Origin of the sequence: Schaalia sp. HMT-172 (assembly GCF_030644365.1) — a bacterium.
Taxonomy (GTDB): domain Bacteria; phylum Actinomycetota; class Actinomycetes; order Actinomycetales; family Actinomycetaceae; genus Pauljensenia.
The window spans coordinates 857466-883741 of the sequence record NZ_CP130058.1 but is presented as its reverse complement, the minus strand read 5'-3'; the positions used below and the strand labels follow the sequence as shown (position 1 = coordinate 883741).

Here is a 26276-nt window from a genome sequence, read left to right as displayed (position 1 = left end):
AGAGAATGATTCTCATGTCGAAGAGATTCCTCGCCGCCGCATGCGCGGCCGCCACAGCGCTCGCACTGTCCGCCTGCTCCTCCGCCCCCTCCTCGGAAGGAAACGCCAGCAAGGACGGGACTCTGACCGTCATGGCGTCCTTCTACCCCCTGCAGTACCTGGCTGAGAAGATCGGCGGCGAGCACGTCACCGTCACCTCACTGACCCCCGCGGGCGCCGAGCCCCACGACCTCGAACTCTCCCCCAAGACAGTCGACGCCTTGGCCTCCGCGGACGCCGTCGTCTACCTCGCGGGCTTCCAGGCCGCGGTGGACGAGGCCATCGAGCAGCAGGCCCCCACAACCGTCATTGACGTCTCCCCCGCCGTCGAACTGGTCGAGGCCAACTCGTCCGCCAACCATCCGAGCGAGGACGAGGACGCCGACGAGGCCCAGTCCGGCGAGAGCGCCACCGAGGAGCACGCCGACCACGATCACGAGGGCCACGATCACGAGGGCCACCACCACGATATGAGCGCCGACCCTCACTTCTGGCTGGACCCGGTGCGCATGGCGAGCGCCGCGACCCTGGTGGGCGACAAGCTCGCCGAGGCCGACCCAGCCAACGCCGACACCTACAAGGCCAACGCTAAGGCCCTGAACGAAGAACTCAGCGCCCTGGGTGACGACCTCGTCGCGAAGACCGCGACCTGCCAGATCAAGACCTTCGTCACCGCGCACACCGCGTTCGGCTACCTCGCAGACCGCACCGGCCTGACCCAGGTGGGCATCTCGGGCCTCGACCCCGACTCTTCCCCCTCACCCGCGCGACTCGCCGAGATTGGCCAGATCGCCAAGGAACAGGGCGTGACCACCATCTTCACGGAGGCGCTCATCGACCCCAAGGTCGCGCAGACCCTGGCCGACGACCTCGGCATCTCCACGGCCGTCCTGGACCCGATCGAGTCCCAGACCGACTCCTCCAAGGACTACGCGGCCGTCATGAAGGACAACATCAACGCCCTGGCGACAGCAAACAACTGCCAGTGATGACGACTGACACCACCACGACGGCGGGAGCCTCCCACGCGGAGGCTCCCGCCGTCGTGCGGCTCGATAACCTGCACGTCGCCTGGGACACGGACCTGATCCTCCACGGGATCACCCTGTCCATCCCCGCCGGCCAGACCGTGGCCATCACCGGATCGAATGGATCGGGCAAGTCCACGACCCTCAAGGCACTGCTCGGCACAGCCCCCATCACCAGCGGCGACGCTCTGCTCTTCGGCCGCTCGATCACCGCTCGACGCCGCGTACCCTGGCAGAAAATCGGATACGTGCCCCAGCGCATCTCGTCGGGAGGAGCCGTCAGCTCAAGCGCCATCGAGGTCGTGCGCTCCGGCCTGCTCGGGCCTCGTCGCCTGTGGGCGATGCCCGGGGACACGGCCCGCGCGATGGACGCCCTCGAGCGCGTCGGCATGGCCCACCGCGCCCACTCCCCCATGAACATCCTCTCGGGTGGCCAGGCCCAGCGCGTCCTCATCGCGCGCGCCCTCGTACGCCGCCCCGAGCTGCTCATCATGGACGAGCCGATGGCCGGAATCGACGCCACCTCCCGGGCGCGCCTGGCGGACATCGTCGCCGACGCAAAGGCCGAAGGCACGACCATTCTCATCGTCTTGCACGAGCTCGGCGAACTCGGCCCCCTCCTGGACCGCGAGCTCCACATCAGCGCCGGCCACGTCTCCTACGACGGCGCCCCTCACATCGACGACGACCACGAGCAGCACCACGGTGGCGGCGACCACTGCCACTCCTCAGAGGCCACCGCACCCTCCCAGGGCGACCACGGCCTCGTCAGCGGAATCTGGACGGGAACAGACAATGATTGACGCCCTGACCACCCTCCTGTCCTCCCAGATGATGCAGCGCTCACTCCTGGCCGCACTCATCGTCGGGCTGACTGCTCCGATCATCGGGACCTACCTGGTCCACCGCAGGCTCGCGATGCTCGGAGACGGAATCGGGCACATTTCGCTCACCGGCGTGGCCCTGGGCTGGCTAGTCGGCACCTTCGCGAACGTGACCCCCGCCGATTCGTGGGCGATCCCCGGAGCCGTCGTCGTCTCCCTGCTCGGCGCGGTCACCATCGAGCTGGTCCGTCAGAGCGGACGCACGTCGGGCGACACCGCGCTGGCCATGCTCTTTTACGGAGGCATCGCGGGCGGCGTCTTGCTCATCGGCCTGGCGGGCGGCACATCCGCGCAGCTCAACTCCTACCTCTTCGGCTCCATCTCGACCGTTCGTTGGAGCGACATCGCGCTCATCACGATCCTGGGCGTGGCCATCGTGGCGCTCGGCGTCGGCCTGGCTCCCGCGCTCTTCTCGGTTACCAACGATGAGGACTTCGCGCGCTCCACGGGGCTGCCCGTGCGCACGCTCTCCCTCCTCGTCGCCATCCTGTCGGCCCTCACGGTCGCTGTTGCAATGCGCGTCGTCGGCTCACTGCTGGTCAGCGCCCTCATGGTGATCCCCGTCGCCATCGCACAGCTGGGCGCCCGCTCCTTCCGATCCACGATGGGCATCGCCATGGGCCTGGGAGTCCTGATCTGCACGTGCGGCCTGTCCCTGACCTATTTCGTCGACCTGTCGCCGGGCGCGACGATCGTTGTGGGCGCTATCGGCCTCTACGCGATCGGGTTTATGATCAGGGCAGCCCGGGACCGCATCCGCCGGGTGCGCAGGCTGCGCGTGGCACGCACGCACAACCAGCATCCCGAGCGCTCCACCGCCCGCTCACACGCCCCACGGAAGGACCAGACATGCAGCGCATGACCAAGCAGCGCCAGGCCGTCTTGGACGAGCTGACGCGCGTCAGCGACTTCCGCAGCGCTCAGCAAATTTTTGAGGACCTGCATTCCCAGGGGCAGCGCGTGGGCCTGGCGACCGTGTACCGCTCGTTGCAGGGGCTTGCCGAGGACGGGCGCGTGGACACGCTGCGTTCCTCCGAGGGCGAGGTCCTGTATCGCAGTTGCACGAGCGAGCACCATCACCATCACCTGGTGTGCCGAACGTGCGGCTTCACCGAGGAGATTGAGCAGTCCCAGATCGAGTCGTGGGTGTCTGCCGTCGCGGCCGACCACGGGTTTTCCGATGTTGAGCATTCCCTCGAGCTCTTCGGGCTGTGTGCGTCGTGCCGGGATAAGGGGACCGCGCGCTAAGGATAGCCCGAGCATCGCACGGTCGGCGTACCTACCTCCCCAACGGTAGGTTAGGATAGGCTTCGTTTGGTTACCCATCTGCGGAGGGTTTTGTGTTCAGCGCAGGAATCAACAACATGGTCTCCGCCTTTGCGCGCGAGGGCATCTGGCTCTTCGTGTTCCTCTTCATGGTCGTCCTCTTGCGCGCACAACTGACCTACTGGCTCGCGCGCGGGGCCGCCTCTGGCGCGCTCTTGGCCAGCGGCCGCAAGGGATTCCCAGGCTCCGTCGCACGCTGGTTCGATGGCCCCATCCCGCGCAGGGGCGCGGCGATGCTGGACAAGTGGGGAATCATCGTCATCCCCCTGTGCTTCCTGACGGTGGGCATCCAGACGGCGGTCAACGCGGGAGCCGGCCTGGTGCGCATGCGTTGGAGCACCTACACCATCGCGATGATCCCGGGCTGCATCCTGTGGGCGCTCCTGTACGGCCTCGGTATGCTGGCGGTCTTCGCCGCGACCATCCGTGCGATTGCCGGTTCCCCGTGGGGTTGGGCGGGCCTGGGCGCGATCGTCTGCTTGATCGCCGCCAAGGTGTGGTGGGGCCGCCGCAAGCGCGCCACCGTCGACGCCGCTGTCGAGGAGGAGGCGGCCTAGGCCTGCGAGACGCGGTCGATGGCACCGCCGAAGCGGCGGTCCCGTCCCGCGTATTCCTCCAGGCACCCCCACAGCTCCTCGCGGTCGAACGCGGGCCAGGGGGTGTCGACGAACATCATTTCGGCGTAGGCCATCTGCCAGAGCAGGTAGTTGGACAGGCGTTGCTCTCCCGACGTGCGGATCATGAGGTCGACGTCGGGCACGTCGGGCAGGTAGAGGTGGCGTGCCAGGGTTTTTTCGGTGACGCCGCGCGGGCTCAGCCTCCCGGACGCGACTCCCTCGGCGATCGATCGCGCGGCGTCGGCCAGTTCGGCACGCCCCCCGTAGTTGACGCACATGACCAGGTCGAGGGTGTTGCAGTGGGAGGTCGCGCGGTCGGCCTTTTCGAGGGCCTTGATGACGCTGGTCCACAGGCGGGGGCGCCGCCCGCTCCAGCGCACGTGTACTCCCCACTCGGCCAACTGGTCGGTGCGCCGCGCGAGGACGTCGGAGGCGTAGTTCATGATGAAGGAGACCTCGGCGGGCGAGCGCTTCCAGTTTTCGGTGGAGAAGGTGTAGACGCTCAGGTAGCGCACGCCCGCGTCGATGGCTCCGGCGATGGTGTCCATGAGGGCGTACTCCCCCGCGCGGTGTCCCTCGGTTCGGGCGAGCCCGCGGGCGTTGGCCCATCGTCCGTTGCCGTCCATGATGAGGGCGACGTGCGCGGGGGCTTCACCCTTGCGAAACGCGGGGGCGGGGATGTGCCACTGGCCGGGGCCGAGGAGCGGGGCGCTCGGGTCGGAGGGGGCTCGGTCCATGGGGGTGGGTCGGTGGGTGGTCATGGGTGACTCCTGTCGATGACGGTCAGTGAGCGCAGGCGCCTCTCGAGGTGCCATTGGGTATAGGAGGAGATGAGTCCCGAGGCCTCGGTGCGCGCGTAGGCCTCGCAGTGGTCAGCGCGCGCCCAGTCGCCGCTGAGGAGCTGGCCGAGGAGGGCGAGGGTGTCGGGGGCGGGCGAGGAGGCCCCGGGCGGCCGGCAGGTGTCGCACACGGCGCCGCCGTCGGGGATGGAGAACGAGGAGTGGGGTCCTTGGGCGCCGCACACGGCGCAGTCGAAGCAGGAGGGGGCCCATCCGGCCAGGGCGAGGGCGCGCAGCGTGTAGGAGGTGCGGGTGAGGGTGGGATGGTGGCGCCCCCGCGCGAGCGCGTTGAGGGCCCCGAGGAGGAGCAGGTATTGGGAGTGGGTGCCGTCGTGAGCGTCGGCGGTGAGTCGCTGCGCAGTTTCGACGACGACGGTGGCCGCGAGGTAGAGGTCGTAGTCGGCGGCGATGGCGTCGCCGTATTGGGCGATGGAGGCGACCTGCGTGAGGGTGTCGAGGGTGCGTCCGCGGTGCAGCTGGGCGTCGATGACGGAGAAGGGTTCGACGCGGGCACCGAACTTGGAGGTCGTCTTGCGCACGCCTTTGGCGACGGCTCGAACCTGGCCATGTTCGGCGGTGAGCAGGGTGATGATGCGGTCGGCTTCGCCCAGCTTGTGGGTGCGTAGGACGATCGCCTCGTCTCGGTAGGACTTCATCACGAGGCCATTGTGTCACGGGGTCGAGGCCCAGGTGGCGTGGGGTGCGCGGCGTCGCGCGTGGCGAAATTTCGTGTGAAGTGCGGTGTCACATCCACCGACAAGTCCAGCTGTGGGCGTTGTCAACAAAGTGTGGGAAACTGACAGCGTGGTCGGTCTAACAGCCGGCAAAGAGTTTTCGAGTAGATAGTTTTCTCGTAACTGGTTATGGTTTACTCGTAACCGTCGAAGGAAGGAAACAAATGGCTCCCCCGATTGATGCTCGCGAAAAGCTTGGCACAGCCCTGCGCCAGGCCCTGACGCAGACCCCGCTGTCAAAGATCTCTGTCAGCGCACTGACACGCGCCGCAGGAGTCACCCGACAAGCGTTCTACTACCACTTCAACTCCCTCAAGGACCTCAATGCGTGGGTTTTCCGCGAGGAAGTCACATCTCGCCTGACCGCCAGTTCGGGAGAATGGCTCGACGCGGTCGAAGCGACCATGATGTGGATGCATGAGCACCGCGACGAGACCGCCGCCGCCATGAAGACGATCGAGGCCAACGACCTATGGGCCTTCCTGATCTCGAACGCACAGGAACTCATCGAGTCCCGCCTGCCCGGCTCCGCCTCGGCCACCGCGCGCGACGTCGTCGCCCAGCACTTCGCCCTGGCCACCGGCGCCCACATGGCCCAGTGGATGCTCTCCGGCCTAGAGGTGAACCCCTCACTGGCCATCGCACGCATGCGCATCCTCATGACCGACCAGACCACCCCGGCCCTGGCCCGCCTGGCACAGTAACGCGGCCTTCCCACCAGCCGCGTGAGGGTGCACAACGCAGCCCACCCCGGCCTCGTCCCACTCGACGAGGCCGGGGTTCTTCATGCCGCGCAACACCAATCCCCTGTGACGACGAACCACGAACGATAACCTGACCATTGACTCACTCTCGACCGCCCCACGACGCACGCGCAGCTCACGCAGCACATCCCCAAATGCCCACAGCGCGCCTGTTTATAACTTTTTGATTGCGGTCAGCCCGAGGTGTCAAGACGCAATATGGTCAGAGTATTCACGTGTGGCCAGGGACGCGCTGTACAATTGGTCAGTTGTGTCTAGGCGCGGGATTAAGCGGTTCCGCATTCTGACATGTATAGTTCGCACGTAACCTCTCTCTGACCGTCGACGAGGACCTCCGATGCCCCACCCCGATGCGAAAACGGCGCTCGCGCTCGCGCTGCGCGACGCACTCACGACCACACCACTGTCTAAGGTGACGGTCTCCGGGCTCACGCGCGCTGCCGGCGTGACCCGTCAGGCGTTCTACTATCATTTTGCCGACATTCGTGACCTGACCGTGTGGGTCTTCAAGCGCGAGGTCGCGGACCAAATCCTCTCCCACGCGACCTACGACGACTGGTCGGACGGGCTGCTCGCAATGCTCGTATGGATGCAGTCCCACCCGGAGGAGACACGCTCGGTCATCTCCTCGCTCGGCATGGAGGAACTCCAGATCTTTCTCCACAAGCAGCTGCGTGCCGTCATGGAGCCCATCGTCGACCAGCTCGGCGCCAACCTCACCGTCACCGAGGGCGACCGCATATTCATCACCGACCACTTCACGCTTGCCATCCTCGGCCACATTTCCCAGTGGATCGCGACCGGCATGAGCGCCGACCCCTACATCCTCACCGAACGGATCGCCCGCATCCTCGACGGGCAGGTGTTGCGGGCGCTCACGCTCTTCTCCGAGAAACCCACCGCGGCCCCGGGACGCGCCTGAGAACGCGAAGGACCCCGGCCTCGTTCCAACGCATGGACGAGGTCGGGGTCCTTTTGTCGCCGAGGCGCGCTCAGCGCAGCGCGCGGTTAACCGCCGAGATGACGGCCTTATACGAGGCGCGCGTGATCGAGGAGTCGATGCCGACACCCCAGACGATCTGACCGTCCACCGCGGCCTCCACGTAGGCGGCGGCGCGCGCGTCGCGGCCCTGGCTCATCGCATGCTCGGAGTAGTCGAGGATGCGCACGTCCAGATCGAACTCGTGCAGCGCCGACACGAAAGCGTCGATCGGACCCGTGCCCGTGGCACGCACCTTGACCGGCTCGCCATTGTCGACGAGCGTCGCGTTCAACTCGACGTGCTCGTCGTCGATCGAGGAGACCTGCGAGGAACGCATCTCGAAGCGACCCCACGGCTCCAGCCCGGGAGCGGCGCTCGTGGGCAGATACTCGTCCGCGAAGATCTGCCACAGGGTGGCCGCGTTGATCTCCCCGCCGTAAGTGTCCGTGTGACGCTGGACGATGCGCGAGAACTCCACCTGGAGACGGCGCGGCAGCTCCAGGGCGTGCGCGGTCGACATCAGGTAGGCGACACCACCCTTGCCGGACTGCGAGTTCACGCGCACCACGGCCTCGTAGGAGCGGCCCACGTCGTGCGGGTCGATCGGCAGGTAGGGCAACTCCCACACGACGGCGTTCTCGTCGCCGTCGGCCGCGTCCACCTTGGCCTTGCGGGCCGTAAAGCCCTTCTTGATCGCGTCCTGGTGGGAGCCGGAGAAACTCGTGTAGACGAGGTCGCCGACGTAGGGGGCGCGCGGCGAGGTCTCCATCTGCGTGCAGTGCTCGACCGTGCGGCGGATCGCATCCACGTCGGAGAAGTCAATGCCCGGGTCGATGCCCTGGCTGAACAAGTTCAGGCCCAGGGTCACCAGATCCACGTTGCCGGTGCGCTCGCCCTGGCCCAGCAGGCAACCCTCGATGCGGTCCGCGCCGGCGAGCAGCGCCAGCTCGGCGGTGGCGACGCCGGTGCCGCGGTCGTTGTGGGGGTGGACGGACAGGGCCACAAACTCGCGGCGGCTCAGGTTGCGGCTCATCCACTCGATCTGGTCAGCGAACACGTTGGGCGTGGCGCGCTCGACAGTGGAAGGCAGGTTGAGCACGATCTCGCGCCCCTCGCCCGGCTCCCACACGTCCATGACGGACTCGCACACCTCGAGGGCGAAATCAAGCTCGGTGTCCACAAAAATTTCCGGAGAGTATTCGAAACCGAAGATGGTCTCATCCCCCAGCCGCTTCTCCGCCTGGGCGATGACCTCGCGCGCACCGAACTGGGCCAGCTCGATCGTCTGTGCCTTGTCCGCGTGGAACACAACCTCCCGGAACACGGGCGCCGTCGCGTTGTAGAGGTGAACGGTGGCGCGCGGGAAGCCCACGATGGCCTCGACCGTGCGTTCGATCAGCTCGGGGCGCGACTGGGTGAGCACCGAGATGGTCACGTCCTCGGGCACCGCGTCATCCTCGATCAGGGAGCGCACGAAGTCGTAGTCGGTCTGTGAGGCGGCCGGGAAACCGATCTCGATTTCCTTGTAGCCGAGCTTGACGAGCAGGTCGAACATGCGGCGCTTGCGCGCAGGGTCCATCGGCTCGATAAGCGCCTGGTTGCCGTCACGCAGGTCGGTGGACATCCAGCGCGGCGCCTTCACGATCCGCTTGGAGGGCCACTGGCGGTCCGGCAGGTCGACGGGATTCGTATCCAGGAACGCGCGGTACTTGCCGATCGGCATGCGCGAACCGGTGGGGACGGGAACGTCAGATGTAGTCTTCACAATTCGCAAGTCTATCGGCGCTCCTGGCCCAGCGAGGACGGGCTGCGCATACTGGACGTGAGATGCGGCGCGGTCGCCTCCGCGGGGCCTCGCCGCGCGGCGAGGGGATGAACGTCTTTTCTCCGCGCAAAGTCCCTCACGCACGCCGTTCATATGTCATGATAATTGGGTCCAATGTCCCACACAACGACGCGCGGAGCAGTCATGACCCCCTTGTTGTTTGCTCAATCCTTTACCCCGTCGACGACGTCCGTCGCGGGCAACGTCTTCCTCACGGCCATCGTCGGTCTCCTCCCCCTCATCCTCTTCTTCGTCCTCATGGGCGTCTTCAAGGTCGCCACCCACTGGTGCGCGATCATCTCGCTCGTCACCTCGCTCGTCATCGCGGTCCTTGCCTTCAAGATGCCCGTTGGCATGGCGCTCCTGGCCGGCACGCAGGGCGCGGCGATGGGCTTCATGCCGATCATTTACATCATCATCGCGGCCGTGTGGCTGTACAACCTCACCGAGGAGTCGGGGCGCAGCTCCGACCTGAAGGCCGTCTTTAACACGATCGGCCGCGGCGACCAGCGCGCCCAGGCCCTCATCGTCGCTTGGTGCTTCTGCGGCCTGCTCGAGGGCCTGGCTGGCTTCGGCGCTCCCGTGGCCATCACCTGCGCCATGCTCGTGACCCTCGGCGTCCCCAAGATCAAGGCCGCCGTCGTGGCCGTCGTCGGCAACGCCATCAACGTCGGCTTCGGCGCCATGGCCATCCCCACGACCACCGCTGGCAAGCTCGGCGGCGCCGACCCCGTCGTCGTCGCCGGCGACATGGGCCACCTGACCTGGATCTTCTGCCTGTTCATCCCCTTCCTCATGCTGTTCATCCTGGACGGCTCCCGCGGCGTGCGCCAGCTCTGGCCCCTCGCCCTCGTCGCGGGTCTCGCTGCCGGTGCAGGCCACTTCTTCACCCCCTCCATCTCCTACGAGCTGACCGCCGTCGTCGCCTCCCTGCTCGGCTTCGCCGCCTGCTACGCATTCCTGCTGGTGTGGGGCCCCACGACCCCCGCGGAGTGCGCAACCGAGGCCGACGAGGCCGACAAGCCCACCGGCTCGCGTATCGGCCTGGCCCTGCTGCCCTACGTCCTCGTCGTCGTCATCATCGCGATCACGAAGCTGGCCAAGCCCGTCGCAGCTTTCTTCTCGTCCACGGACGTGAAGATCCCGTGGCCCGGCATCTACGGCAACCTGCTGACCGGCGACGGATCGCCCTCGACCGCTGCGATCTACTCGCTGCAGATCCTGTCCAACCCCGGCACGTGGATTTTCGTCACCGGCATTGTCGTCGCCATCGTCTACGGAACGAACTCCTCGGGCGGGCGCTTCCAGACCTCCGTGGGCAAGATGTTCGCGGTGCTGCCCCAGACGATCTACTCGCTGCGCATGGCGATCCTGACGATCGCCTCCGTGATGGCGCTCGCCTTCGTCATGAACTTCTCCGGGCAGACCACTTCGATCGGTGCCGCCCTGGCGACGACGGGCGCGGCCTTCGCGTTCCTCTCCCCCATCCTGGGCTGGATCGGAACGGCCGTCGCCGGCTCCGCGACCTCGGCGGGCGCTCTCTTCGCGAACCTGCAGTCCACCGCCGCCGCGGGCGCCGGCCTCGATCCGAACATCCTGCTGGCCGCCAACACTATCGGCGGCGGCATCGGCAAGATCGTGTCCCCCCAGAACCTGGCGATCGCCGCGACCTCCGTGGATTCGGAGGGATCGGACGCGGAGATCCTTAAGAAGGCCGCCCCCTACTCGATCGGCCTGCTCCTGGTCCTGTGCATCCTGGTGTTCGTCGCCTCCCAGGGCTGGCTGGGCTCCTACATGCCGCACTGAGCAGCTTCATCGCACAGGCGGGGCCCCGAGAGACTTGCGTTCTCGGGGCCCCGTCCTATTTGCTTTCGTCTCCCCCATCCTTGTAGTCTCGAAGCAATGAGCCCGCAGCGACGCCCGCTGTTTCCCCGCCGCCCAGGAAGGCCAGCTTCTGTGAAGACCCCCCTCCGCTTGATCGTTACACTGGGCGCCGTCGTGGCACTCACCGCCGCGTGCAACCCCTTCGGGGCCTCGTCTCGCGAACGACTTCCAGAGGACCCGCGCTTCGCCGAATTCACCTACAAGACCGACGGAGAAATCAAGGTTCAAGAACGCACCGATTCCTTCAACGCGCGCATGCCCGGCCTGGGAGCATCCGATGGACACGTTGTTGTCGCGAATTTCCACGAAGGACGCGGCTTACCAACCCCCGATTCCCATGCCTGGCTAACCGGAGTCGCAACCGTCCCCACAGACACGGTCACGAAGCTCACGGAAGGGGCAGACGGAAGTAACACGTTGCTACCAGGCATCTACCCAGGCCTCTATCAGTACGTGCCCCAGGACTGCCACTTCGTCACAATCCCCGCCGACCACGCGAACTCCGTCCTCCAGACCAACCAGGACGCCATCTACTCGGAATGGGGCTCATTCGACATCACCGACTTCGCAGCCTCCACCGACTGCAACCTCATCATCGTCACAGGCGAAGCCATGAGGGGCTAGAAAACCGACCTTTGGACCACACATGAAGCTCCCACTCAAGGCCATCGTGCCACTACTCGCCGTCGTGGCACTCACCGCCGCATGCAACCCCTTCGGGGCCTCATCTCGCGAACGACTTCCAGAGGACCCGCGCTTCGCCGAGTTCACCTTCGACAGCGACAACAAGCCGACGGTCCAGGAGCGCACCGACTCCTTCAACGAGCGCTGGCCGGGCTTGCAGGCCACTGAGGGTCACGTAACCATCGAGTACTCGCCGTCCGGCCTGCTCCCCAACCCCGATCCTGAGTTTTGGCTCACCGGGGTCGCCACCGTCCCCGACGAGACGATCACTGCACTCATGGAGGGCACAACCAGCTCCGCGCTCCTGCCCGGCATCTACCCAGGCCTCTATCAGTACGTGCCACAGGACTGTCACTTCTCCACCATCGACCCAAAACACGCCGACAAGACCCTCAAGGGCGACAACACGCAGGTCAACAAGGACTTCGGAGCTCTACCCGTCAAAGCACTTGCAGCGTCAAGCGACTGTCACCTCGTCGTGATCACCGCCATCGGATTCAGCGACTAGCAGCCGCACACAACCAGTGAACGCCCCCTCACACCGGAGAATCTCATGACACGCCGCTTGCACACCCTCACGGCACTCGCAGCCATCGCCGTTCTCACCGCTGGGTGCAACCCCTTCGGGGCCTCGTCTCGCGAACGACTTCCAGAAGACCCGCGCTTCGCCGAATTCACCTACAAGACCGACGGAGAAATCAAGGTTCAGGAGCGCACCGACTCCTTCAACGAGCGCATGCCCGGTCTGGGGGCATCCGAAGGACACGTCGCGGCGGCCAACTTCCCTGAGGGACGCGGACTGCCCTCCCCCGACCACCACTTCTGGGTGACCGGCGTCGCCACCGTTGCTCCCGAGTCAATCCAGAAGCTCAGCGAGGGCGCCACCGGTAACAACACCCTGCTGCCCGGCATCTACCCCGGCCTCTACCAGTACGTCCCCCAGGACTGCCACTTCGTCACAATCCCCGCCGACCACGCAAACACCGTCCTCCAGACCAACAAGGACGCCATCTACTCGGAATGGGGCTCATTCGACATCACCGACTTCGCAGCCTCCACCGACTGCAACCTCATCATCGTCACCGGCGAGGGCATCAACGGCTAGCGCCCGCACACGCCCCATTGCTTCGCTGGCGTTACCCCGCCGCATCCCGAAAGTCCGCGCCACGCCCCCAAGAACCCAGCCGGGCCTCGTCCATGAAACATCCATGAACGAGGCCGGGGTTTCCCTGTGAGGGCACGCGACGATAAAGAAACGATAAACGCAAGATCTCCTTGTTCTAAGTCGGGTCCCAGAGGTCCCAAACTCCCCTCCCCGAGCCAACTTTTCACGATCCCTATGTCCTGACTTTTCCGCGAGATAACGCCACTCCCGAAAGGCACCCACCGAAGGCCCCGCACAATTGGTCTCCCGGGACCTCGGACCCAGCCATACTGATGGACGACAGCACCCACGAGGAAGGATCCCCAGTGCGTATCGCTCTCTTTTCCACTTGCCTGGCAGACGTCATGTTCCCCCAGGCTGCCCAGGCGACAGTAACACTGCTCGAGCGCCTCGGCCACGAAGTCGTCTTCCCTGAAGACCAGGTGTGCTGCGGACAGATGCACGCCAACACTGGCTACTTCGAAGACGCAGCCAAGATCACCCGCAACCACGTCAAGGCCTTCGAGCCCGTGCTCGACGGCCAGTGGGACGCCATCGTCGTCCCCTCCGGCTCCTGCACCGGTGCAGCGCGCCACGAACAGAAGGTCGTCGCCGAGCACGTGGGCGACCACGAGCTGGCCAAGAAGTCCCAGCTCATCGCCCAGCACACCTACGACCTGACCGAGCTGATCACCGACGTCCTCGGCCTGGAAGACGTGGGCGCCTACTTCCCCCACACCGTCACCTACCACCCGACGTGCCACTCGCTGCGAATCGCCAAGGTCGGCGACCGCCCCTACCGCCTCCTGCGGGCCGTCGAAGGCCTGACCCTCGTCGACCTGCCCGACGCCGAGGTCTGCTGCGGTTTCGGCGGCACCTTCGCCATGAAGAACTCCGAGACCTCCACCTCGATGCTCGCGGACAAGGTCACCAACGTCATGTCCACGCGCGCCGAAGTCCTCGTCATGGGCGACTACTCCTGCCTCATGCACGTCGGCGGCGGCCTGTCCCGCCTCAACTCCGGCATCCGCCCCATGCACCTCGCTGAAATCCTGGCATCCACCAAGGACCAGCCCTTCGAGGGCAACATCTCTTTCGCACCCGAAAGCGCACAGGTGATCTGACATGACCGCAACCTTCATCGGAATGCCCTCCGCCCCCGACTCCCACACCGGCGGCTGGCGCACCACCGTCACCATCCCCGAGGACACCCTCCGCTGGGGCCCCACCTTCCCCGAGGGCGCCCACAAGACGCTGGCCAACACCCAGATGCGCCGCAACCTGGGCCACGCCACCCGCACCATCCGCTCCAAGCGCGCCCAGCGCGTCGCAGAAATGCCGGACTGGGAGAACCTGCGCAGCGCCGCCGAGGCCGTCAAGTTCGAGGTCGCTTCGCGCATGCCCGAGCTGCTTGAGGAATTCGAGCGCAACGTGACCGCCCGCGGCGGCATCGTCCACTGGGCGCGCGACAAGCACGAGGCCAACCGCATCGTCGCGGACATCATCAAGTCCAAGGGCGTCGACGAGATCGTCAAGGTCAAGTCCATGGCCACCCAGGAAACCAACCTCAACGAGTTCCTGAAGGAAGAGGGCATCAGCGCTCGCGAGACCGACCTCGCCGAGATGATCGTCCAGCTGGCCGACGACATGCCCAGCCACATCGTGGTCCCCGCGATCCACCGCAACCGCTCCGAGGTCCGCGGCATCTTCCTGGATCGCATGGAAGACGCGCCCCGCGACCTCTCCGACGACCCTACCGAGCTGACGGCCGCAGCCCGCGCCCACCTGCGTAAGAAGTTCCTGCACGCCAAGGTCGCCGTGTCCGGCACCAACATGGGCGTCGCAGAAACCGGCACCGTCTCCATCTTCGAGTCCGAGGGCAACGGCCGCATGTGCCTGACCCTGCCCGACACGCTCATCACACTGATGGGCATCGAGAAGCTCGTCCCCCGCTTCCAGGACGTCGAGATCTTCTCCCAGCTGCTCCCCCGCTCCGCGACCGGTGAGCGCATGAACCCCTACACCTCCATGTGGACGGGCGTCACCCCCGGCGACGGCCCCCAGGAATTCCACCTCATCCTCATGGACAACGGCCGCACCAAGGTCCTGTGTGACCCGATCGGCCGCCAGGCCCTCGCCTGCATCCGCTGTGGCTCGTGCATGAACATCTGTCCGGTCTACCAGCACACCTCCGGTCACGCCTACGGCTCCGTCTACCCGGGCCCCATCGGCGCGATCCTCACCCCGCAGCTCACCCAGGGCCTCGACGAGCACGACCCGGTGCACACCCTGCCCTTCGCGTCCTCCCTCTGTGGCGCGTGCGGCGAGGTCTGCCCCGTCAAGATCGACATTCCGACGATCCTCATCCACATGCGTGCGCGCACGGTCGACGTCAAGCGCAACCTCGTACCCGACGTGTGGGACCTCGCGATGGGCGTGACCACCCCCGTCATGTCGAACTCGACCCTGTGGAAGGCTGCCGGCACCGGCACCAAGGCCACTCGCCTGTTCGCCAAGAAGGGCTCGATCGGCGCGCTGCCATTCCCGGCCTCACTGTGGACGCGCGCACGCGACCTGCCGGTCGCCCCGAAGGAGACCTTCCGTCAGTGGTGGAAGCGCACCCACAAGGACTCCGACGCCAACGCGCCGCGCACGGACCGCCCAGCAACGGGACTCCCGCTCGCTTCCGAACACGGCATGACCACCAGCACGACCCCGAAGGAGGCGTGACATGACCACCACCATGGACGCGAAGACCGCGATTCTGGCGCGCGCACGCGACGCCATCTCCCGTTCCCAGCAGGGCCGTCCCGTGCGCCCGATCCCCCGCGACTACATTCGTTCCACCGAGCACGCGCCCGGTTCGCAGGCCGTCATCGAGGAAATGATCGAGAAGCTCGAGGACTACTCGGCGAAGGTCGTCGTGGTCTCCAAGGAGTCCGAGGTCGCCGACGCGATCTCGACGTTCCTGGCCGACCAGAAGGCCTCTTCCGTCGTCGTGCCGACCGGCCTGGACGACGCCTTCAAGAAGGCCGCCGCCCGCGACGGTCGCACGGTCCGCGAGGACAGCCGCGAGCAGGCCATCCCGACGCTGGAGCTGGACGAGATCAACGCGGTCGTCACGCGCTGCCGCGTCGCGATCTCCATCTCGGGCACTATCGTCCTCGACGGTGAGCCCGACCAGGGTCGCCGCGCGATCTCGCTCGTGCCCGACACCCACGTCGTCGTCCTCAAGGCCTCCGACATCGTGCCCACGGTCCCCCAGGCGGTGGACATCCTCGGAAAGAACCCGACCCGTCCGATGACCTGGATCGCCGGCGGTTCGGCGACCTCCGACATCGAGCTGGTCCGCGTCAACGGCGTGCACGGCCCCCGCTTCCTGCGAGTCGTCATCGTCAAGTGATCGTCTCGCTCTGACAACGTCACGCGCCCGGCTGCCATTGCGCAGCCGGGCGCTGCGTTATGCCTTCTTCGTCGTTCTGTGCCGGGGCATGGCAGCTGGGTCCTATGGGTCGCACCCGCAGCTCCTCAATGCACAGCTGGGTCCTACGGGGGCACCGCAAACCACGACATCGCAGCTGAGCCTGACAGGTCAAAGCGTCCCAGAGATCGTGGACCGTGTCGTGGACCGACGTCCGCACACAGGAGTTCGCCTCGGGCACCTCATCACCCAAAAGTCGCATGCAATTCGGGTGACCGAACTTTCTCCAGCACCCCAAAACGTTGCAATTCCAACGATGTGATTTCAATGTTTGAAATGTTTACATGGGAATTGCATGCGACATTTCTGAGGAACCACAACGCGAGGCCACGAAGAACCCACGCAGAAGACGTACAAGCCCAGAAGACGTACAAGCCCACAAGAAAACTCAAGCCCAGAAGACGCCCACATCCCCGGCCACCACAACTGCCAGAAGCACAGGGGCACTGCACCCGATATGGGGCACTGCACCCGAACAGAAGAGGTGCATTGCCTACGGATCGGGTGCAGCGCCCCAACACACAAGAACAAACGCGGAACTGGCAAACCGAACCACTCACCGCCACAACCAGCCCAGGCACAGGGCGCCGAGCCGGTAATGATGGCCCCGTCAGCGCAGATAGCGGCCCGTCACCGAGGCCTCGTTGGCTGCAATATCGGTCGGCGTCCCCTGTGCGACGATGCGGCCGCCCTCAATTCCGCCGCCCGGCCCCATGTCGATGACCCAGTCGGCGCAACGGATCAGGTCCAGGTCGTGCTCGATGACGAGAACGGTCGCTCCCCGCTCGATGAGGTGCTGGAGCACGTCAATGAGGACCTGCACGTCATCGGGGTGCAAGCCGATGGTCGGCTCGTCGAAAACGAAGAGCGTGCCGTCCTGCTGCCTCCCCATTTCCGAGGCCAGTTTGAGCCTCTGCGCCTCGCCACCGGACAGAGCGGGCGTCGCCTCGCCGAGCGTCAGGTAGCCCAAACCAAGGCCGGACAGCGTCTCGAGGAGAGCGCCTGCTTTCTTCAGGCCGCGCACGGCAACCCGGGCCTCGTCGACACTCATCGCCAGAATATCCGGCAACGAAAACCCATCGCGGAGAATCGACGCAGCCTGCGCACCGTAGCGGCTCCCCCGACACTCGGTGCACTCAATGTCCACGTCGGGCAGGAACTGCACGTCCAGGGTGATCTGCCCGGTCCCGTCGCATGTGGGGCATCGAAGCGAACCCGTGTTGTAGGAGAATGCACCTGGCTTCAACCCATCGGCCCGCGCCTCCTCAGTGCGCGCGAACGCCCGGCGTAGCTCGTCGAGGACGCAAGAGTACGTCGCCACGGTCGAGCGCACGTTCACGCCGATGGGTGTCGCGTCGATCAGGTTGACCCGTGAGATACCGGCGCCGTCCACGTCGCGCACGTGCGCGGGCAGCGGTTCACCCGCGAGGCGCGCACGCAGCGCGGGAACCAACGATTCCAGCACGAGCGTCGTCTTGCCCGACCCGCTCACGCCCGTGACGGCCGTCAGCGAGCCGACGGGTACGTCCACGCTCAGGGGCCGCACCGTGTGTATCTGCGAAGTCTCCAGGTGAAGCGCGCCGCGACCGTCGTGATCTGCGCCCCGACCCGACTCCCCCGCGACACGCTCAACCCGACGCAGCCCAGCCATGTACGGGCCGATGCGAGAAGCGGGGGCGTGGAAGGCCTCGTCGATGGCACCCTGGAAGATGACGCGACCGCCGTCCGCGCCAGCTCCCGGCCCGATTTCGATGAGGTGGTCGGCGGCCTCCAGAACCCGCGTGTCGTGGTCGACGACGACGACGGAGTTCCCGTCAGTAATGAGCTCACGAATGATCGCTAGGACCCCGTCGACGTTGGAGGGGTGCAGGCCGATGGTCGGCTCGTCGAGGACGTAGAGGACCCCGGTCGTCCGGTTGCGCACGGCGCGCGCGAGCTGCACGCGCTGACGCTCACCGTTGGACAGCGTCGAGGACGCGCGGTCGAGAGACAGGTAGGACAGGCCGAGCTCGACGAGGCGCTGCATCGGCTCGATCATCTCGTCGACGATGACGCGGGCCATGGGAGCTACCTCATCCGGAACGAGGCCGGGGACGCGCTGGACCCACTCGCGCAGCTCCGTGAGCGTCAGGCGAGAGGCCTCGCCCAGGTCGATGCCCTCGATCAATGTGGAGCGTACACGTTCCCCCAGGCGCGTGCCGTCGCACGCGGGGCACGTGCGGGTGATGAGGTATTTTTCCACGCGGGCGAGGGCCTTCTCGTCTTTCGCCTTCGACAGGGCGTTCTCAACGGTAGCCACCGCGTTGAAGTACGTGAAGTCCAGCTCCGCGCCGCCCGTCTTGGTGGCGACGACGATGTGGCGTTTTTCGGCGGGCCCCTCGTAGACGATCGCCTTCTCCGCATCGCTCAGGTCCCGGAAGGGCACGTTCGTGCGCACGCCCATCTCACGGGCGACGTCCTTCATGAGCTTCCACATGAGGGACCCCCACGAGGAGACCGCCCCCTCGTCAATAGTGAGGGACTCGTCGGGCACGAGGGCTGCCCGGTTGACGACGCGCTCGACGCCCGTCCCCTCACAGACGGGGCACGCGCCGCCCGAGTTGAAGGCCATCTCCTCCGCACCGAGGCCGTAGAAGGACTCCGCGCACTGCGGGCACGTGAGAGGCACTTCTAGGGCCACGTTTCGCGAGGGCGGGACGCGGTGCCCGTTCGGGCACAGGTAGGAGCCCGCGCGCGAAAACAGGAGGCGCAGGTGGTTGAGAAGCTCCGTCGCCGTGCCGAAGGTGGAACGCACGTCGGGTACACCCGGGCGCTGGCGCAGCGCGAGCGCGGCGGGCACGTGCGCAACCTCGTCGACCGAGGCCTTGGCAGCCTGGGAGATGCGTCGGCGCGTGTAGGTCGCCAGGGACTCCAGGTAGCGCCGCGACCCCTCCGCGTAGAGCGTGCCCAGGGCCAGGGAGGATTTGCCCGACCCGGACACGCCCGCGACCGCGACGAATTCGTTCAGGGGAACGTCAACGTCCACGTTCTTCAAGTTGTGGACGCGGGCGCCGCGCACGCGGATGACGCTGGGCATGTCAGAACCCCAATCGTCCCAGCATCTTCGGGTCGGACTGCCAGTCCTTGGCGGTGCGCACGTGCAGGTCCAGGTAGACGCGCCGGCCCAGCAGCTCCTCGATGTGGGCGCGGGACTGGGTGCCGATCTGCTTGAGGCGGCTTCCCTTGCGGCCGATAATGATGGCCTTTTGGGAGTCGCGCTCGACGTACACGTTCACATGAATGTCAAGCATGGGCGGGCGGTCGTCGCCCTCGCGGCGGGGGCGCTCGATGATTTCCTCGACCTGGACGGCCAGGGAGTGCGGCAGCTCGTCGCGCACGCCCTCCAGGGCAGCCTCGCGGATGAATTCGGCGATGAGGGTGTCGCGCGACTCGTCGGTGACGTCGCCGTCGGGGTAGAGCGGCGGCGAGAGCGGCACCGTCTGCGCCAGCACTTCGCGCAGGTGGTCGATGCCCTTACCCTCCACGGAGGAGACGGGCACGATGGCGGTCCACTCCCCCAGCTTCTCGATGGAGAGCAGGTGCTTCATGACGCGCTCGCGCGGCACGGCGTCGCACTTGGTGGCCACCGCGATGATCGGGCGCTTGACGGAGCGCAGCTCGCGGGCGATGAACTGGTCGCCGGGGCCGATGCGCTGGTCGGCGGGCAGGCAGAAGAGCACGACGTCGACCTCGGAGAGGGCCTCACGCACCATGTCGTTGAGGCGCTTACCGAGCAGCGTGCGCGGCCGGTGGTATCCGGGGGTGTCCACGAGCACCAGCTGGTAGCCCTCGCCGTGCACGATGCCGCGGATGTTGTGGCGCGTCGTCTCGGGGCGCCCAGACGTGATCGCGATCTTGCGTCCGACCAGCGCGTTCGTCAGGGTCGACTTGCCGACGTTGGGGCGCCCGACGATGGAGACGAAGCCGGCGCGGAAGTCCTCGGGGAAGTCCGGGATTTCGATGGTCGCGGCCGCGTCCTCGCGCAGGGATGCCAGCGAGGTCAGCGCCTCGAAGGCGTCGAGGTCGGCGTCTTCCTCATCCTCCAGGCCCTCAAGGTCGTCGTAGTCCTCGTCCGCCTCGGAGTCCTCAGAATCCTCGCCATCGCCGGGCTGCGCCCCGGCCTCGGCCTCAGTGCCGTCGCCGAGGCCGGCCTCGATCTGGGCGCGAGCGTCGGCTTCCGGATCGGCGGCGTCGGATGCCACCTCGATGCGCGCGTCCCCGAGGGCGTTGGGGCCGGCCATGAGTTCGTCGTCGGAGGGGAATCGCATGTCAGTTGTCCTTGTCGTCGGCGGGGCTGGGGTCGGTGATGAGCGGAGAGTCGGGGTCTAGGCGGCACAGGATCGTGGAGACTTGCCGGCGGCGTCCGCGCGCCTCTTCCGCCGTCATGAGAACGCCGGCGAGTGTACCGGTCGCGCCGGGCAGGGGAACCCGCCCAATCGCCTTGGCGAGCAGGCCGCCGACGGAGTCGACGTCCTCGTCCTCGATCTCGCGGTCGAGGAGCTCGCCCAGCTCGGAGATCGGGAAGCGCGAGGGGACGCGCCAGACGCCCGGCTCTGTTTCCTCGGGCTCAATCGAGTGGCGGTCGTGCTCGTCGGTGAGCTCGCCGACGACCTCCTCGAGGATGTCCTCGAGGGTGACCAGGCCCGCGACGCCGCCGTATTCGTCGATGACGATGGCCATGTGGAAGCGTTCGGCCTGCATCTGGCGCAGCATGTCGTCCGCTGGCTTCATTTCGACTGCGAACTCGGCGGGGCGCATCATCTGCTCGGCGCGCAGGTCCAGCTGGCCGCCGGTGGCCTCCCAGCGGGAGACGAGGTCCTTGAAGAACAGGATGCCGCGGATGTCGTCCACGTCGTCGCCGACGACGGGCACGCGCGAGAAGCCGGAGCGCACGAACAGGCGCAGTGCGGAGGCCGCGGGGGTGTCCGCGTCGATGGTGACCATGTCGGTGCGCGGCACCATGACCTCGCGCACGAGGGTGTGCCCCAGGTCGAGGACGGAGCGGACCATGTCGCGGTCCTCTTCCTCGAAGCTTTCGGGTTCGCCGACCTCGTCGACGATCTCGCGCAGGTCGGAGATCAGCTCGGCGCGCACCTGCGCCTCGGTGGGTTCGGGGGCGGGGCGTGAGGAGCGCAGCCGCTTCAGGACAGGGTCGGCCAGGTGGCTCAGGCGCGCGAGGCGGCCCGCGAATCTGGTGCCCGCCAGAGCGATGCCCTCGGGGCTTCGCGCACCCCATTGAGCGGGCAGGAACGAGACGAAGACCAGCTGGAGCGCCGCGATCACGCTGACGGCGATGAGGGCGACACCCCACCACGGCAGGCGCGTGGCGACCAGGACGATCGTGCCCATGACGGCGTAGACGACCTGCCAGAAGGTACGGAACGCGCGCAGCGACAGGAGCGTGCGGCGGCGGCGTTCGACGAGGCCGTACAGGAGGCGCGCGTTGCGTCGTTCCTCCTCGATCAGGTCTTCGACGCCGGCCAGGGTCAGGCGCTGTATGGCCTGTTCGACGCACTGGGCGAGCGAGGCGAAGGCCAGGGAGATGAGCGCTAGGACCAGCAGGGCGATCGAGGGCACGTCCAGGATCGGCGAGGCCGGGGACGCCTCCAGGGGAAGCGTGAGGGTCATCGGGTCGCCAGGAAGGTGAGCAGGAGCTTGCGCTGGAGCGCGAACATGACTTCGCGCTCGGGGTCGGTCGCGTGGTCGTAGCCGAGCAGGTGCAGCATGCCGTGCGTGGCCAGGAGGAGCATTTCCTCGGCGGCGCTGTGGCCGGATTCGGCGGCCTGGCGGGCGGCGACCTGCGGGCAGATGCAGATGTCGCCGAGCGTGCCGGGGGGCGTGGGGTGGTCGGCGGTGCCGGGGCGCAGCTCGTCCATGGGGAAGCTCATGACGTCGGTCGGGCCGGGCAGGTCGAGCCAGCGCACGTGGAGGTCTTCCATCGGTTCGGGCTCGATGAAAATGATGGTCACTTCCGCGTCGGAGCTGACGTGCATCTGGTCGAGCACGTAGTCGGCCAGTGCGGAAAACTCGGCTTCGTTGATCTCGTAGTCGGTCTCGTTGATGACCTCGGTCATGACGTGTACTCCCTGCGTGCGGTGTTGTGGCTGCGGGTGCGCGCGCGGCGCGCGGCGTGACGGTCGTCGTAGCGCTGGTAGGCGTCGATGATGGCGCCCACGAGCTCGTGGCGCACGACGTCGGCGCTGGTCAGGCGACAAAATTCGATGTCGTCAATGTCGCCGAGGATGTGTTCGACGACGGCGAGGCCGGAGGTCTGGCTGCCGGGCAGGTCGACCTGGGAGGCGTCGCCGGTGACGACGACCTTGGAGCCGAAACCCAGGCGGGTGAGGAACATTTTCATCTGGCCGACCGTGGTGTTTTGGGCCTCGTCGAGGATGATGAAGGAGTCGTTGAGGGTGCGTCCGCGCATGTAGGCCAGGGGCGCGACCTCGATGGTTCCGGCGGCCATGAGCTTGGGCAGGGCCTCGGGGTCGAGCATGTCGCCCAGGGCGTCGTAGAGGGGACGCAGGTAGGGGTCGATCTTGTCGGTGAGGGAGCCGGGCAGGAAGCCGAGGTTCTCCCCTGCCTCGACGGCGGGGCGGGTCAGGACGATGCGGCGGACCTCGCCGGACAGGAGGCGGCGCACGGCCTGGGCCATTGCCAGGTAGGTCTTGCCGGTGCCCGCGGGGCCGATGCCGAAGACGACGGTGGCGCGGTCGATGGCGTCCGTGTATGCCTTCTGCCCGGGGGTCTTGGGGCGGATGGAGCGGCCGCGCGCGGAGAGGATTTCTTCCGTGGGGGCCTCGCCGGAGGTGAGGCGGCCGAGCAGGCCGATGGCCTGTTCGACGGCGGTAGCATCCAGGGCGGTGCCGCGCCTGGCCATTCCGATGAGTTCTTCGAGGAGCCCGGCGGCCACGTCGATGTCCGCCTGGGTGCCCGCCAGGGAGATGTCGCGCCCGGTCACGAGGAAGCGGACGTGCGGGAAACCCCGTTCGAGGGCGCGCAGAACCTGGTCTGCGATGCCGAGGACCGTGATCGGGTCCATGTCTGCGGGGATGGTGACGCGCCCCGTGGTGTGTGCGAGGGTGGCCGCCGCGAGCGTCGGCGCTGTGTTCTCCGTAGTCATACTGCTTTCATTCTACTCTGCCGCCCCATCTTCCTCACCCTCATCACCTTCGTATTAGCCTGTGTGTATGAACAAACAGACCGTGCACGGAGAAGCTGTCAGCGAGGACCGGATCGATGCGTGGGTCGCAGAGGCAGAAGCAGGGTACGACGTTGACATGCTGCGAAAAAACGGCAGCTCTACGCGATGAAAGCACACCCACAGTATCTCTCCCTCCTGGAATATTGAGCCATGCCCACCCTCGAAGAACTCGTTTCACACCCGCCACAGCTGCCGGTGACGCGCGCGCTGGGCGATATCGCGGCGGCGGCGCGCCCGGGTGCGTGCGCCGTGGTGACCGCTCCCCCTGGCACGGGTAAGACGACGCTGCTGCCGCCCACGGTGGCGGTCGCACTGGCCGGGCACGAGGCCTCGGCCGGTCGGGTGCTGGTCACTCAGCCGCGCCGTGTGGCCGCACGGGCCGCCGCCCGCCGGATTGCTCGCCTGCTGGGCGAGGAGGTGGGGGGGCAGGTCGGTTACTCGGTGCGCGGGGATTCGCGGGTGAGTGGGCGCACGCGCGTGGAGATGGTGACGCCGGGCGTGGCGCTGCGCCGCTTACAGCGCGACCCGGAGCTGCCGGGCGTGGCGGGGATCATCATCGACGAGTTTCACGAGCGCGACCTGGACACGGACCTGGCCCTGGCCTTCGCGTTGGATGCGCGTGCGGCGCTGCGCGAGGACCTGTTCATCGCCCTGACGTCGGCGACGCTGGAGGCCTCACGCACGGTTTCCTGGCTGCGCACCTCGACGGGCGAGGAGCCCGTGCTCGTTGATATTCCGGGCGATATCCACCCTCTGGAGCTGCGTTACGCGCCCCCGCCGCGCGGCGTGGAGGCCGTGGGGGCGATCGGGAAGGATCGCGTGGGCGTGCGCCGCGAGTTCTTGGCGCGCGTGGCGCGCACGGTCGAGGAGACGGTCGCGGCCACCGAGGGTTCGGTCCTCGTGTTCTTGCCGGGCGTGGGCGAGATCGAGGCCGTGCGCCGGGCGCTGAGCCTGCCCGGCGTGGACGTGTTGACGCTGCACGGTCAGCTGAGCGCCGCCGAGCAGGACCGGGCACTGACCCCCGCGAGCGGTCGCCGCGTCATCCTGTCGACCTCGATTGCCGAGTCGTCGCTGACGGTTCCGGGCGTGTCCGTCGTGGTGGACGCGGGCCTGGCGCGCGAGCCGCGCTTCGACGCGGGGCGCTCGTTGTCTTCCCTGGTGACGGTCCCCGCTTCGCTCGCGCGCCTGGAGCAGCGCGCGGGCCGCGCCGCGCGCACCGGCCCGGGCGTCGCCGTGCGCGTCATGGATTCAGTCGACGTGGCACGCAGGCCCGCGCAGTCCGCGCCGGGCATCGCGACGCGGGACCTGACGGACGCGCGCCTACAGGTCGCCGCCTGGGGCACGCCGGTAGAGGAGCTCGCCCTGCTGGACGCTCCACCCGAGGGCACGTGGGAGGTCGCCGGGGAGCGTTTGTCCTCCCTGGGGGCCATCGACGAGGCCGGGGCCGCCACCGCGCTTGGCCGCACCCTGGCGGCGCTGCCGTTGGACCCGCCGCTGGGCAGGGCCCTCCTGGCGGCGAGCGGCATCATCGGCGCGTCGAAGGCGGCGCGCTTCGTGGCCCTCCTGTCGGAGGACGTGCGCGCGCCGGGTGCCGACCTGGGCGGCGTGGAGCGCCGGATCGGGCGCGGCGGGGACGCGGGCCTCGGCCGCGCCCAGGCGGCCCGGATCACGGAGACGGAGGCGCGCCTGACGCGTCTCGCCTCCAGGCTGAGGGACAACGAGTCGGCGGGGCTCGACCTGCCCGACGTGGACGCCCCCGACGCGACGCGCTCCAACGCGCGTCGTGCGGGCGACTCCCCGGAGAGGCGGCCGGGCGCGCGCACCCGCGAGGATGAACTGGCCCTGACCTGCGCGCTCGCCTACCCGCAGTGGATCGCGCGGCGTCGCCCGGCCTCGTCCGCGTACATTCTCGCCGGAGGCGTGGGCGCCGAACTGCCCGCCGGTTCTGCCCTGGAGGGCCAGGAGTGGCTGGCGGTCGCATCCATCGACCGCGCCCCAGCCTCGCGCCACGCGCGCATCCTCGCGGCCGTGCCACTATCCGAGGAGGACGCGCTGGCCGCCGGCGCGGCGCTGCTGGCGACCCGCACGGACGCGTCGATCGACAAGGGTGTGCTGCGCGCAACCCGCACGCGCAGCATCGGAGCGATCCCCCTGTCCTCCTCCCCCGCGCGCGCCCTGAGCGAGGAGGAAGCGACCGCGCTGGTGGCCGATCACCTGGCCGCGCGCGGGCTCGGCGAGCTCGGCTGGGGCAAGGAGGCCTCGTCCCTGCGCGAGCGCATGCGCGCGCTGCACGAGGCGCTCGGCGCACCCTGGCCGGACGTGTCCGACGAGGCCCTGGCGGGCAGCGCGCACCAGTGGCTGACCCCGTGGGGGCGGCGCCTCGCGTCAGGAGCTCCCCTCTCCTCGGTGTCGATGCTGGACGCGCTGCGCTCGATGCTGCCGTGGCCGCAGGCTGCTCGCCTGGACGAGCTGGCGCCCGAGAAGCTCCCGATTCCTTCCGGGGGTACGCGCCCCATCGACTGGAGCGGACCGCACCCGGTGCTCACCCTGCGCGTCCAGCAGGCCTTCGGGTGGACGGACACGCCCCGGCTCGTGGACGGGCGCGTTCCCCTGGTGCTGCACTTGACGGACCCGGCGGGGCGCCCCGCGGCGGTCACCTCCGACCTGACGTCGTTTTGGGCGGGCCCCTACCGGGACGTGCGCGCGCAGCTACGCGGGCGCTACCCCAAGCACCCGTGGCCCGAGGACCCGCTGCATGCCGAGCCCACGAACCGCGCCAAGCGGCGGAAGTAGCGGAAAGTG

The 26276-nt window shown here is 67.5% G+C and carries 23 protein-coding genes; 15 read left to right on the top strand and 8 right to left on the bottom strand.

Annotation, left to right across the window (positions count from 1 at the left end):
• Positions 1-5 precede the first annotated feature (5 nt).
• From QU663_RS03605 to QU663_RS03585, 5 genes are all read left to right on the top strand, one after another.
• Positions 6-1028, top strand: a complete 1023-nt coding sequence (locus tag QU663_RS03605) for a metal ABC transporter substrate-binding protein (protein ID WP_021612091.1) — start codon at positions 6-8, stop codon at positions 1026-1028.
• Positions 1025-1870, top strand: a complete 846-nt coding sequence (locus tag QU663_RS03600; RefSeq protein WP_034481516.1) for a metal ABC transporter ATP-binding protein — start codon at positions 1025-1027, stop codon at positions 1868-1870. Before QU663_RS03605 ends, QU663_RS03600 begins: the two co-directional genes overlap by 4 nt.
• Entirely contained in the window at positions 1863-2813 is a 951-nt protein-coding gene (locus QU663_RS03595; RefSeq protein WP_021612093.1) for a metal ABC transporter permease, read from the top strand. The genes QU663_RS03600 and QU663_RS03595 overlap by 8 nt, the downstream gene beginning before the upstream one ends.
• Complete coding sequence (locus QU663_RS03590) at positions 2801-3199, top strand: Fur family transcriptional regulator (RefSeq protein WP_021612094.1); 399 nt, start codon at positions 2801-2803, stop codon at positions 3197-3199. Before QU663_RS03595 ends, QU663_RS03590 begins: the two co-directional genes overlap by 13 nt.
• A 92-nt stretch (positions 3200-3291) precedes the next feature.
• The gene (locus tag QU663_RS03585) at positions 3292-3834 is read left to right on the top strand and encodes a membrane protein (protein ID WP_034481518.1); all 543 of its coding nucleotides are present in this window, start codon (positions 3292-3294) and stop codon (positions 3832-3834) included.
• Here QU663_RS03585 and QU663_RS03580 read toward each other — a convergent pair.
• Positions 3831-4655, bottom strand: a complete 825-nt coding sequence (locus QU663_RS03580; protein ID WP_021612096.1) for an isoprenyl transferase — start codon at positions 4653-4655, stop codon at positions 3831-3833. The genes QU663_RS03585 and QU663_RS03580 overlap by 4 nt on opposite strands.
• Positions 4652-5389 (bottom strand): DNA repair protein RecO, encoded by a 738-nt coding sequence (gene recO, locus QU663_RS03575; RefSeq protein WP_021612097.1) that lies wholly within the window; start codon positions 5387-5389, stop codon positions 4652-4654. Before recO ends, QU663_RS03580 begins: the two co-directional genes overlap by 4 nt.
• A 242-nt stretch (positions 5390-5631) precedes the next feature.
• Between recO and QU663_RS03570 the strand changes: the two genes are divergently transcribed.
• Positions 5632-6171 (top strand): TetR/AcrR family transcriptional regulator, encoded by a 540-nt coding sequence (locus QU663_RS03570; RefSeq protein ID WP_021612098.1) that lies wholly within the window; start codon positions 5632-5634, stop codon positions 6169-6171.
• A 397-nt stretch (positions 6172-6568) separates the two neighbouring features.
• Positions 6569-7153 carry a TetR/AcrR family transcriptional regulator gene (locus QU663_RS03565; RefSeq protein WP_021612099.1) on the top strand — a complete coding sequence of 195 codons (585 nt, stop codon included), beginning with the start codon at positions 6569-6571 and terminating at the stop codon, positions 7151-7153.
• 70 nt (positions 7154-7223) lie between these two features.
• Here QU663_RS03565 and leuA read toward each other — a convergent pair whose 3' ends face one another.
• Entirely contained in the window at positions 7224-8978 is a 1755-nt protein-coding gene (gene leuA / locus QU663_RS03560; RefSeq protein ID WP_034481521.1) for a 2-isopropylmalate synthase, read from the bottom strand.
• 204 nt (positions 8979-9182) lie between these two features.
• Between leuA and QU663_RS03555 the strand changes: the two genes are divergently transcribed.
• The 7 genes from QU663_RS03555 (at position 9183) to QU663_RS03525 (ending at position 16153) form a co-directional block, all read left to right on the top strand.
• Positions 9183-10844 carry an L-lactate permease gene (locus QU663_RS03555; RefSeq protein ID WP_021612101.1) on the top strand — a complete coding sequence of 554 codons (1662 nt, stop codon included), beginning with the start codon at positions 9183-9185 and terminating at the stop codon, positions 10842-10844.
• Positions 10845-10994: 150 nt separating this feature from the next.
• A complete protein-coding gene (locus QU663_RS03550; protein WP_304990683.1) occupies positions 10995-11546 on the top strand; it encodes a hypothetical protein in 552 nt (183 codons plus the stop codon).
• Between the two features lie 22 nt (positions 11547-11568).
• Entirely contained in the window at positions 11569-12114 is a 546-nt protein-coding gene (locus tag QU663_RS03545) for a hypothetical protein (RefSeq protein WP_021612103.1), read from the top strand.
• A gap of 45 nt (positions 12115-12159) precedes the next feature.
• Positions 12160-12711 carry a hypothetical protein gene (locus QU663_RS03540; RefSeq protein ID WP_304990682.1) on the top strand — a complete coding sequence of 184 codons (552 nt, stop codon included), beginning with the start codon at positions 12160-12162 and terminating at the stop codon, positions 12709-12711.
• Positions 12712-13076: 365 nt separating this feature from the next.
• The gene (locus QU663_RS03535) at positions 13077-13874 is read left to right on the top strand and encodes a (Fe-S)-binding protein (RefSeq protein ID WP_034481523.1); all 798 of its coding nucleotides are present in this window, start codon (positions 13077-13079) and stop codon (positions 13872-13874) included.
• 1 nt (position 13875) lies between these two features.
• Positions 13876-15480 (top strand): LutB/LldF family L-lactate oxidation iron-sulfur protein, encoded by a 1605-nt coding sequence (locus QU663_RS03530; protein WP_021612107.1) that lies wholly within the window; start codon positions 13876-13878, stop codon positions 15478-15480.
• Between the two features lies 1 nt (position 15481).
• Positions 15482-16153: an LUD domain-containing protein gene (locus tag QU663_RS03525; RefSeq protein WP_021612108.1), complete on the top strand. Its 672-nt coding sequence runs from the start codon at positions 15482-15484 to the stop codon at positions 16151-16153.
• Between the two features lie 688 nt (positions 16154-16841).
• On the opposite strand, the gene QU663_RS03520 is transcribed toward QU663_RS03525, so the two are convergent.
• Genes QU663_RS03520 through QU663_RS03500 form a run of 5 tightly spaced genes read right to left on the bottom strand, consistent with a single transcriptional unit; the run spans position 16842 to position 23393 of the window.
• Positions 16842-19307: an excinuclease ABC, A subunit gene (locus QU663_RS03520; RefSeq protein ID WP_021612110.1), complete on the bottom strand. Its 2466-nt coding sequence runs from the start codon at positions 19305-19307 to the stop codon at positions 16842-16844.
• A gap of 1 nt (position 19308) precedes the next feature.
• Complete coding sequence (era, locus tag QU663_RS03515) at positions 19309-20538, bottom strand: GTPase Era (protein ID WP_021612111.1); 1230 nt, start codon at positions 20536-20538, stop codon at positions 19309-19311.
• Position 20539: 1 nt separating this feature from the next.
• Entirely contained in the window at positions 20540-21898 is a 1359-nt protein-coding gene (locus QU663_RS03510; protein WP_021612112.1) for a hemolysin family protein, read from the bottom strand.
• Positions 21895-22344: an rRNA maturation RNase YbeY gene (gene ybeY, locus QU663_RS03505; RefSeq protein WP_009057746.1), complete on the bottom strand. Its 450-nt coding sequence runs from the start codon at positions 22342-22344 to the stop codon at positions 21895-21897. Before ybeY ends, QU663_RS03510 begins: the two co-directional genes overlap by 4 nt.
• Complete coding sequence (locus QU663_RS03500) at positions 22341-23393, bottom strand: PhoH family protein (RefSeq protein ID WP_021612113.1); 1053 nt, start codon at positions 23391-23393, stop codon at positions 22341-22343. The genes ybeY and QU663_RS03500 overlap by 4 nt, the downstream gene beginning before the upstream one ends.
• Before the next feature lie 231 nt (positions 23394-23624).
• On the opposite strand from QU663_RS03500, the gene hrpB reads away from it, so the two are divergent.
• A complete protein-coding gene (hrpB, locus tag QU663_RS03495; protein WP_304990681.1) occupies positions 23625-26267 on the top strand; it encodes an ATP-dependent helicase HrpB in 2643 nt (880 codons plus the stop codon).
• Positions 26268-26276: the final 9 nt, after the last annotated feature.

What these genes read in the sequence shown, in the direction of transcription:
- QU663_RS03605 (WP_021612091.1), top strand. Translation starts at nt 6, where the DNA reads ATGATTCTCATGTCGAAGAGATTCCTCGCCGCCGCATGCGCGGCCGCC.
- QU663_RS03595 (WP_021612093.1), top strand. Translation starts at nt 1,863, where the DNA reads ATGATTGACGCCCTGACCACCCTCCTGTCCTCCCAGATGATGCAGCGC.
- QU663_RS03590 (WP_021612094.1), top strand. Translation starts at nt 2,801, where the DNA reads ATGCAGCGCATGACCAAGCAGCGCCAGGCCGTCTTGGACGAGCTGACG.
- QU663_RS03580 (WP_021612096.1), bottom strand. Translation starts at nt 4,655, where the DNA reads ATGACCACCCACCGACCCACCCCCATGGACCGAGCCCCCTCCGACCCG.
- recO (WP_021612097.1), bottom strand. Translation starts at nt 5,389, where the DNA reads ATGAAGTCCTACCGAGACGAGGCGATCGTCCTACGCACCCACAAGCTG.
- QU663_RS03570 (WP_021612098.1), top strand. Translation starts at nt 5,632, where the DNA reads ATGGCTCCCCCGATTGATGCTCGCGAAAAGCTTGGCACAGCCCTGCGC.
- QU663_RS03565 (WP_021612099.1), top strand. Translation starts at nt 6,569, where the DNA reads ATGCCCCACCCCGATGCGAAAACGGCGCTCGCGCTCGCGCTGCGCGAC.
- QU663_RS03555 (WP_021612101.1), top strand. Translation starts at nt 9,183, where the DNA reads ATGACCCCCTTGTTGTTTGCTCAATCCTTTACCCCGTCGACGACGTCC.
- QU663_RS03545 (WP_021612103.1), top strand. Translation starts at nt 11,569, where the DNA reads ATGAAGCTCCCACTCAAGGCCATCGTGCCACTACTCGCCGTCGTGGCA.
- QU663_RS03540 (WP_304990682.1), top strand. Translation starts at nt 12,160, where the DNA reads ATGACACGCCGCTTGCACACCCTCACGGCACTCGCAGCCATCGCCGTT.
- QU663_RS03530 (WP_021612107.1), top strand. Translation starts at nt 13,876, where the DNA reads ATGACCGCAACCTTCATCGGAATGCCCTCCGCCCCCGACTCCCACACC.
- QU663_RS03525 (WP_021612108.1), top strand. Translation starts at nt 15,482, where the DNA reads ATGACCACCACCATGGACGCGAAGACCGCGATTCTGGCGCGCGCACGC.
- QU663_RS03520 (WP_021612110.1), bottom strand. Translation starts at nt 19,307, where the DNA reads ATGCCCAGCGTCATCCGCGTGCGCGGCGCCCGCGTCCACAACTTGAAG.
- era (WP_021612111.1), bottom strand. Translation starts at nt 20,538, where the DNA reads ATGCGATTCCCCTCCGACGACGAACTCATGGCCGGCCCCAACGCCCTC.
- QU663_RS03510 (WP_021612112.1), bottom strand. Translation starts at nt 21,898, where the DNA reads ATGACCCTCACGCTTCCCCTGGAGGCGTCCCCGGCCTCGCCGATCCTG.
- ybeY (WP_009057746.1), bottom strand. Translation starts at nt 22,344, where the DNA reads ATGACCGAGGTCATCAACGAGACCGACTACGAGATCAACGAAGCCGAG.
- QU663_RS03500 (WP_021612113.1), bottom strand. Translation starts at nt 23,393, where the DNA reads ATGACTACGGAGAACACAGCGCCGACGCTCGCGGCGGCCACCCTCGCA.
- hrpB (WP_304990681.1), top strand. Translation starts at nt 23,625, where the DNA reads ATGCCCACCCTCGAAGAACTCGTTTCACACCCGCCACAGCTGCCGGTG.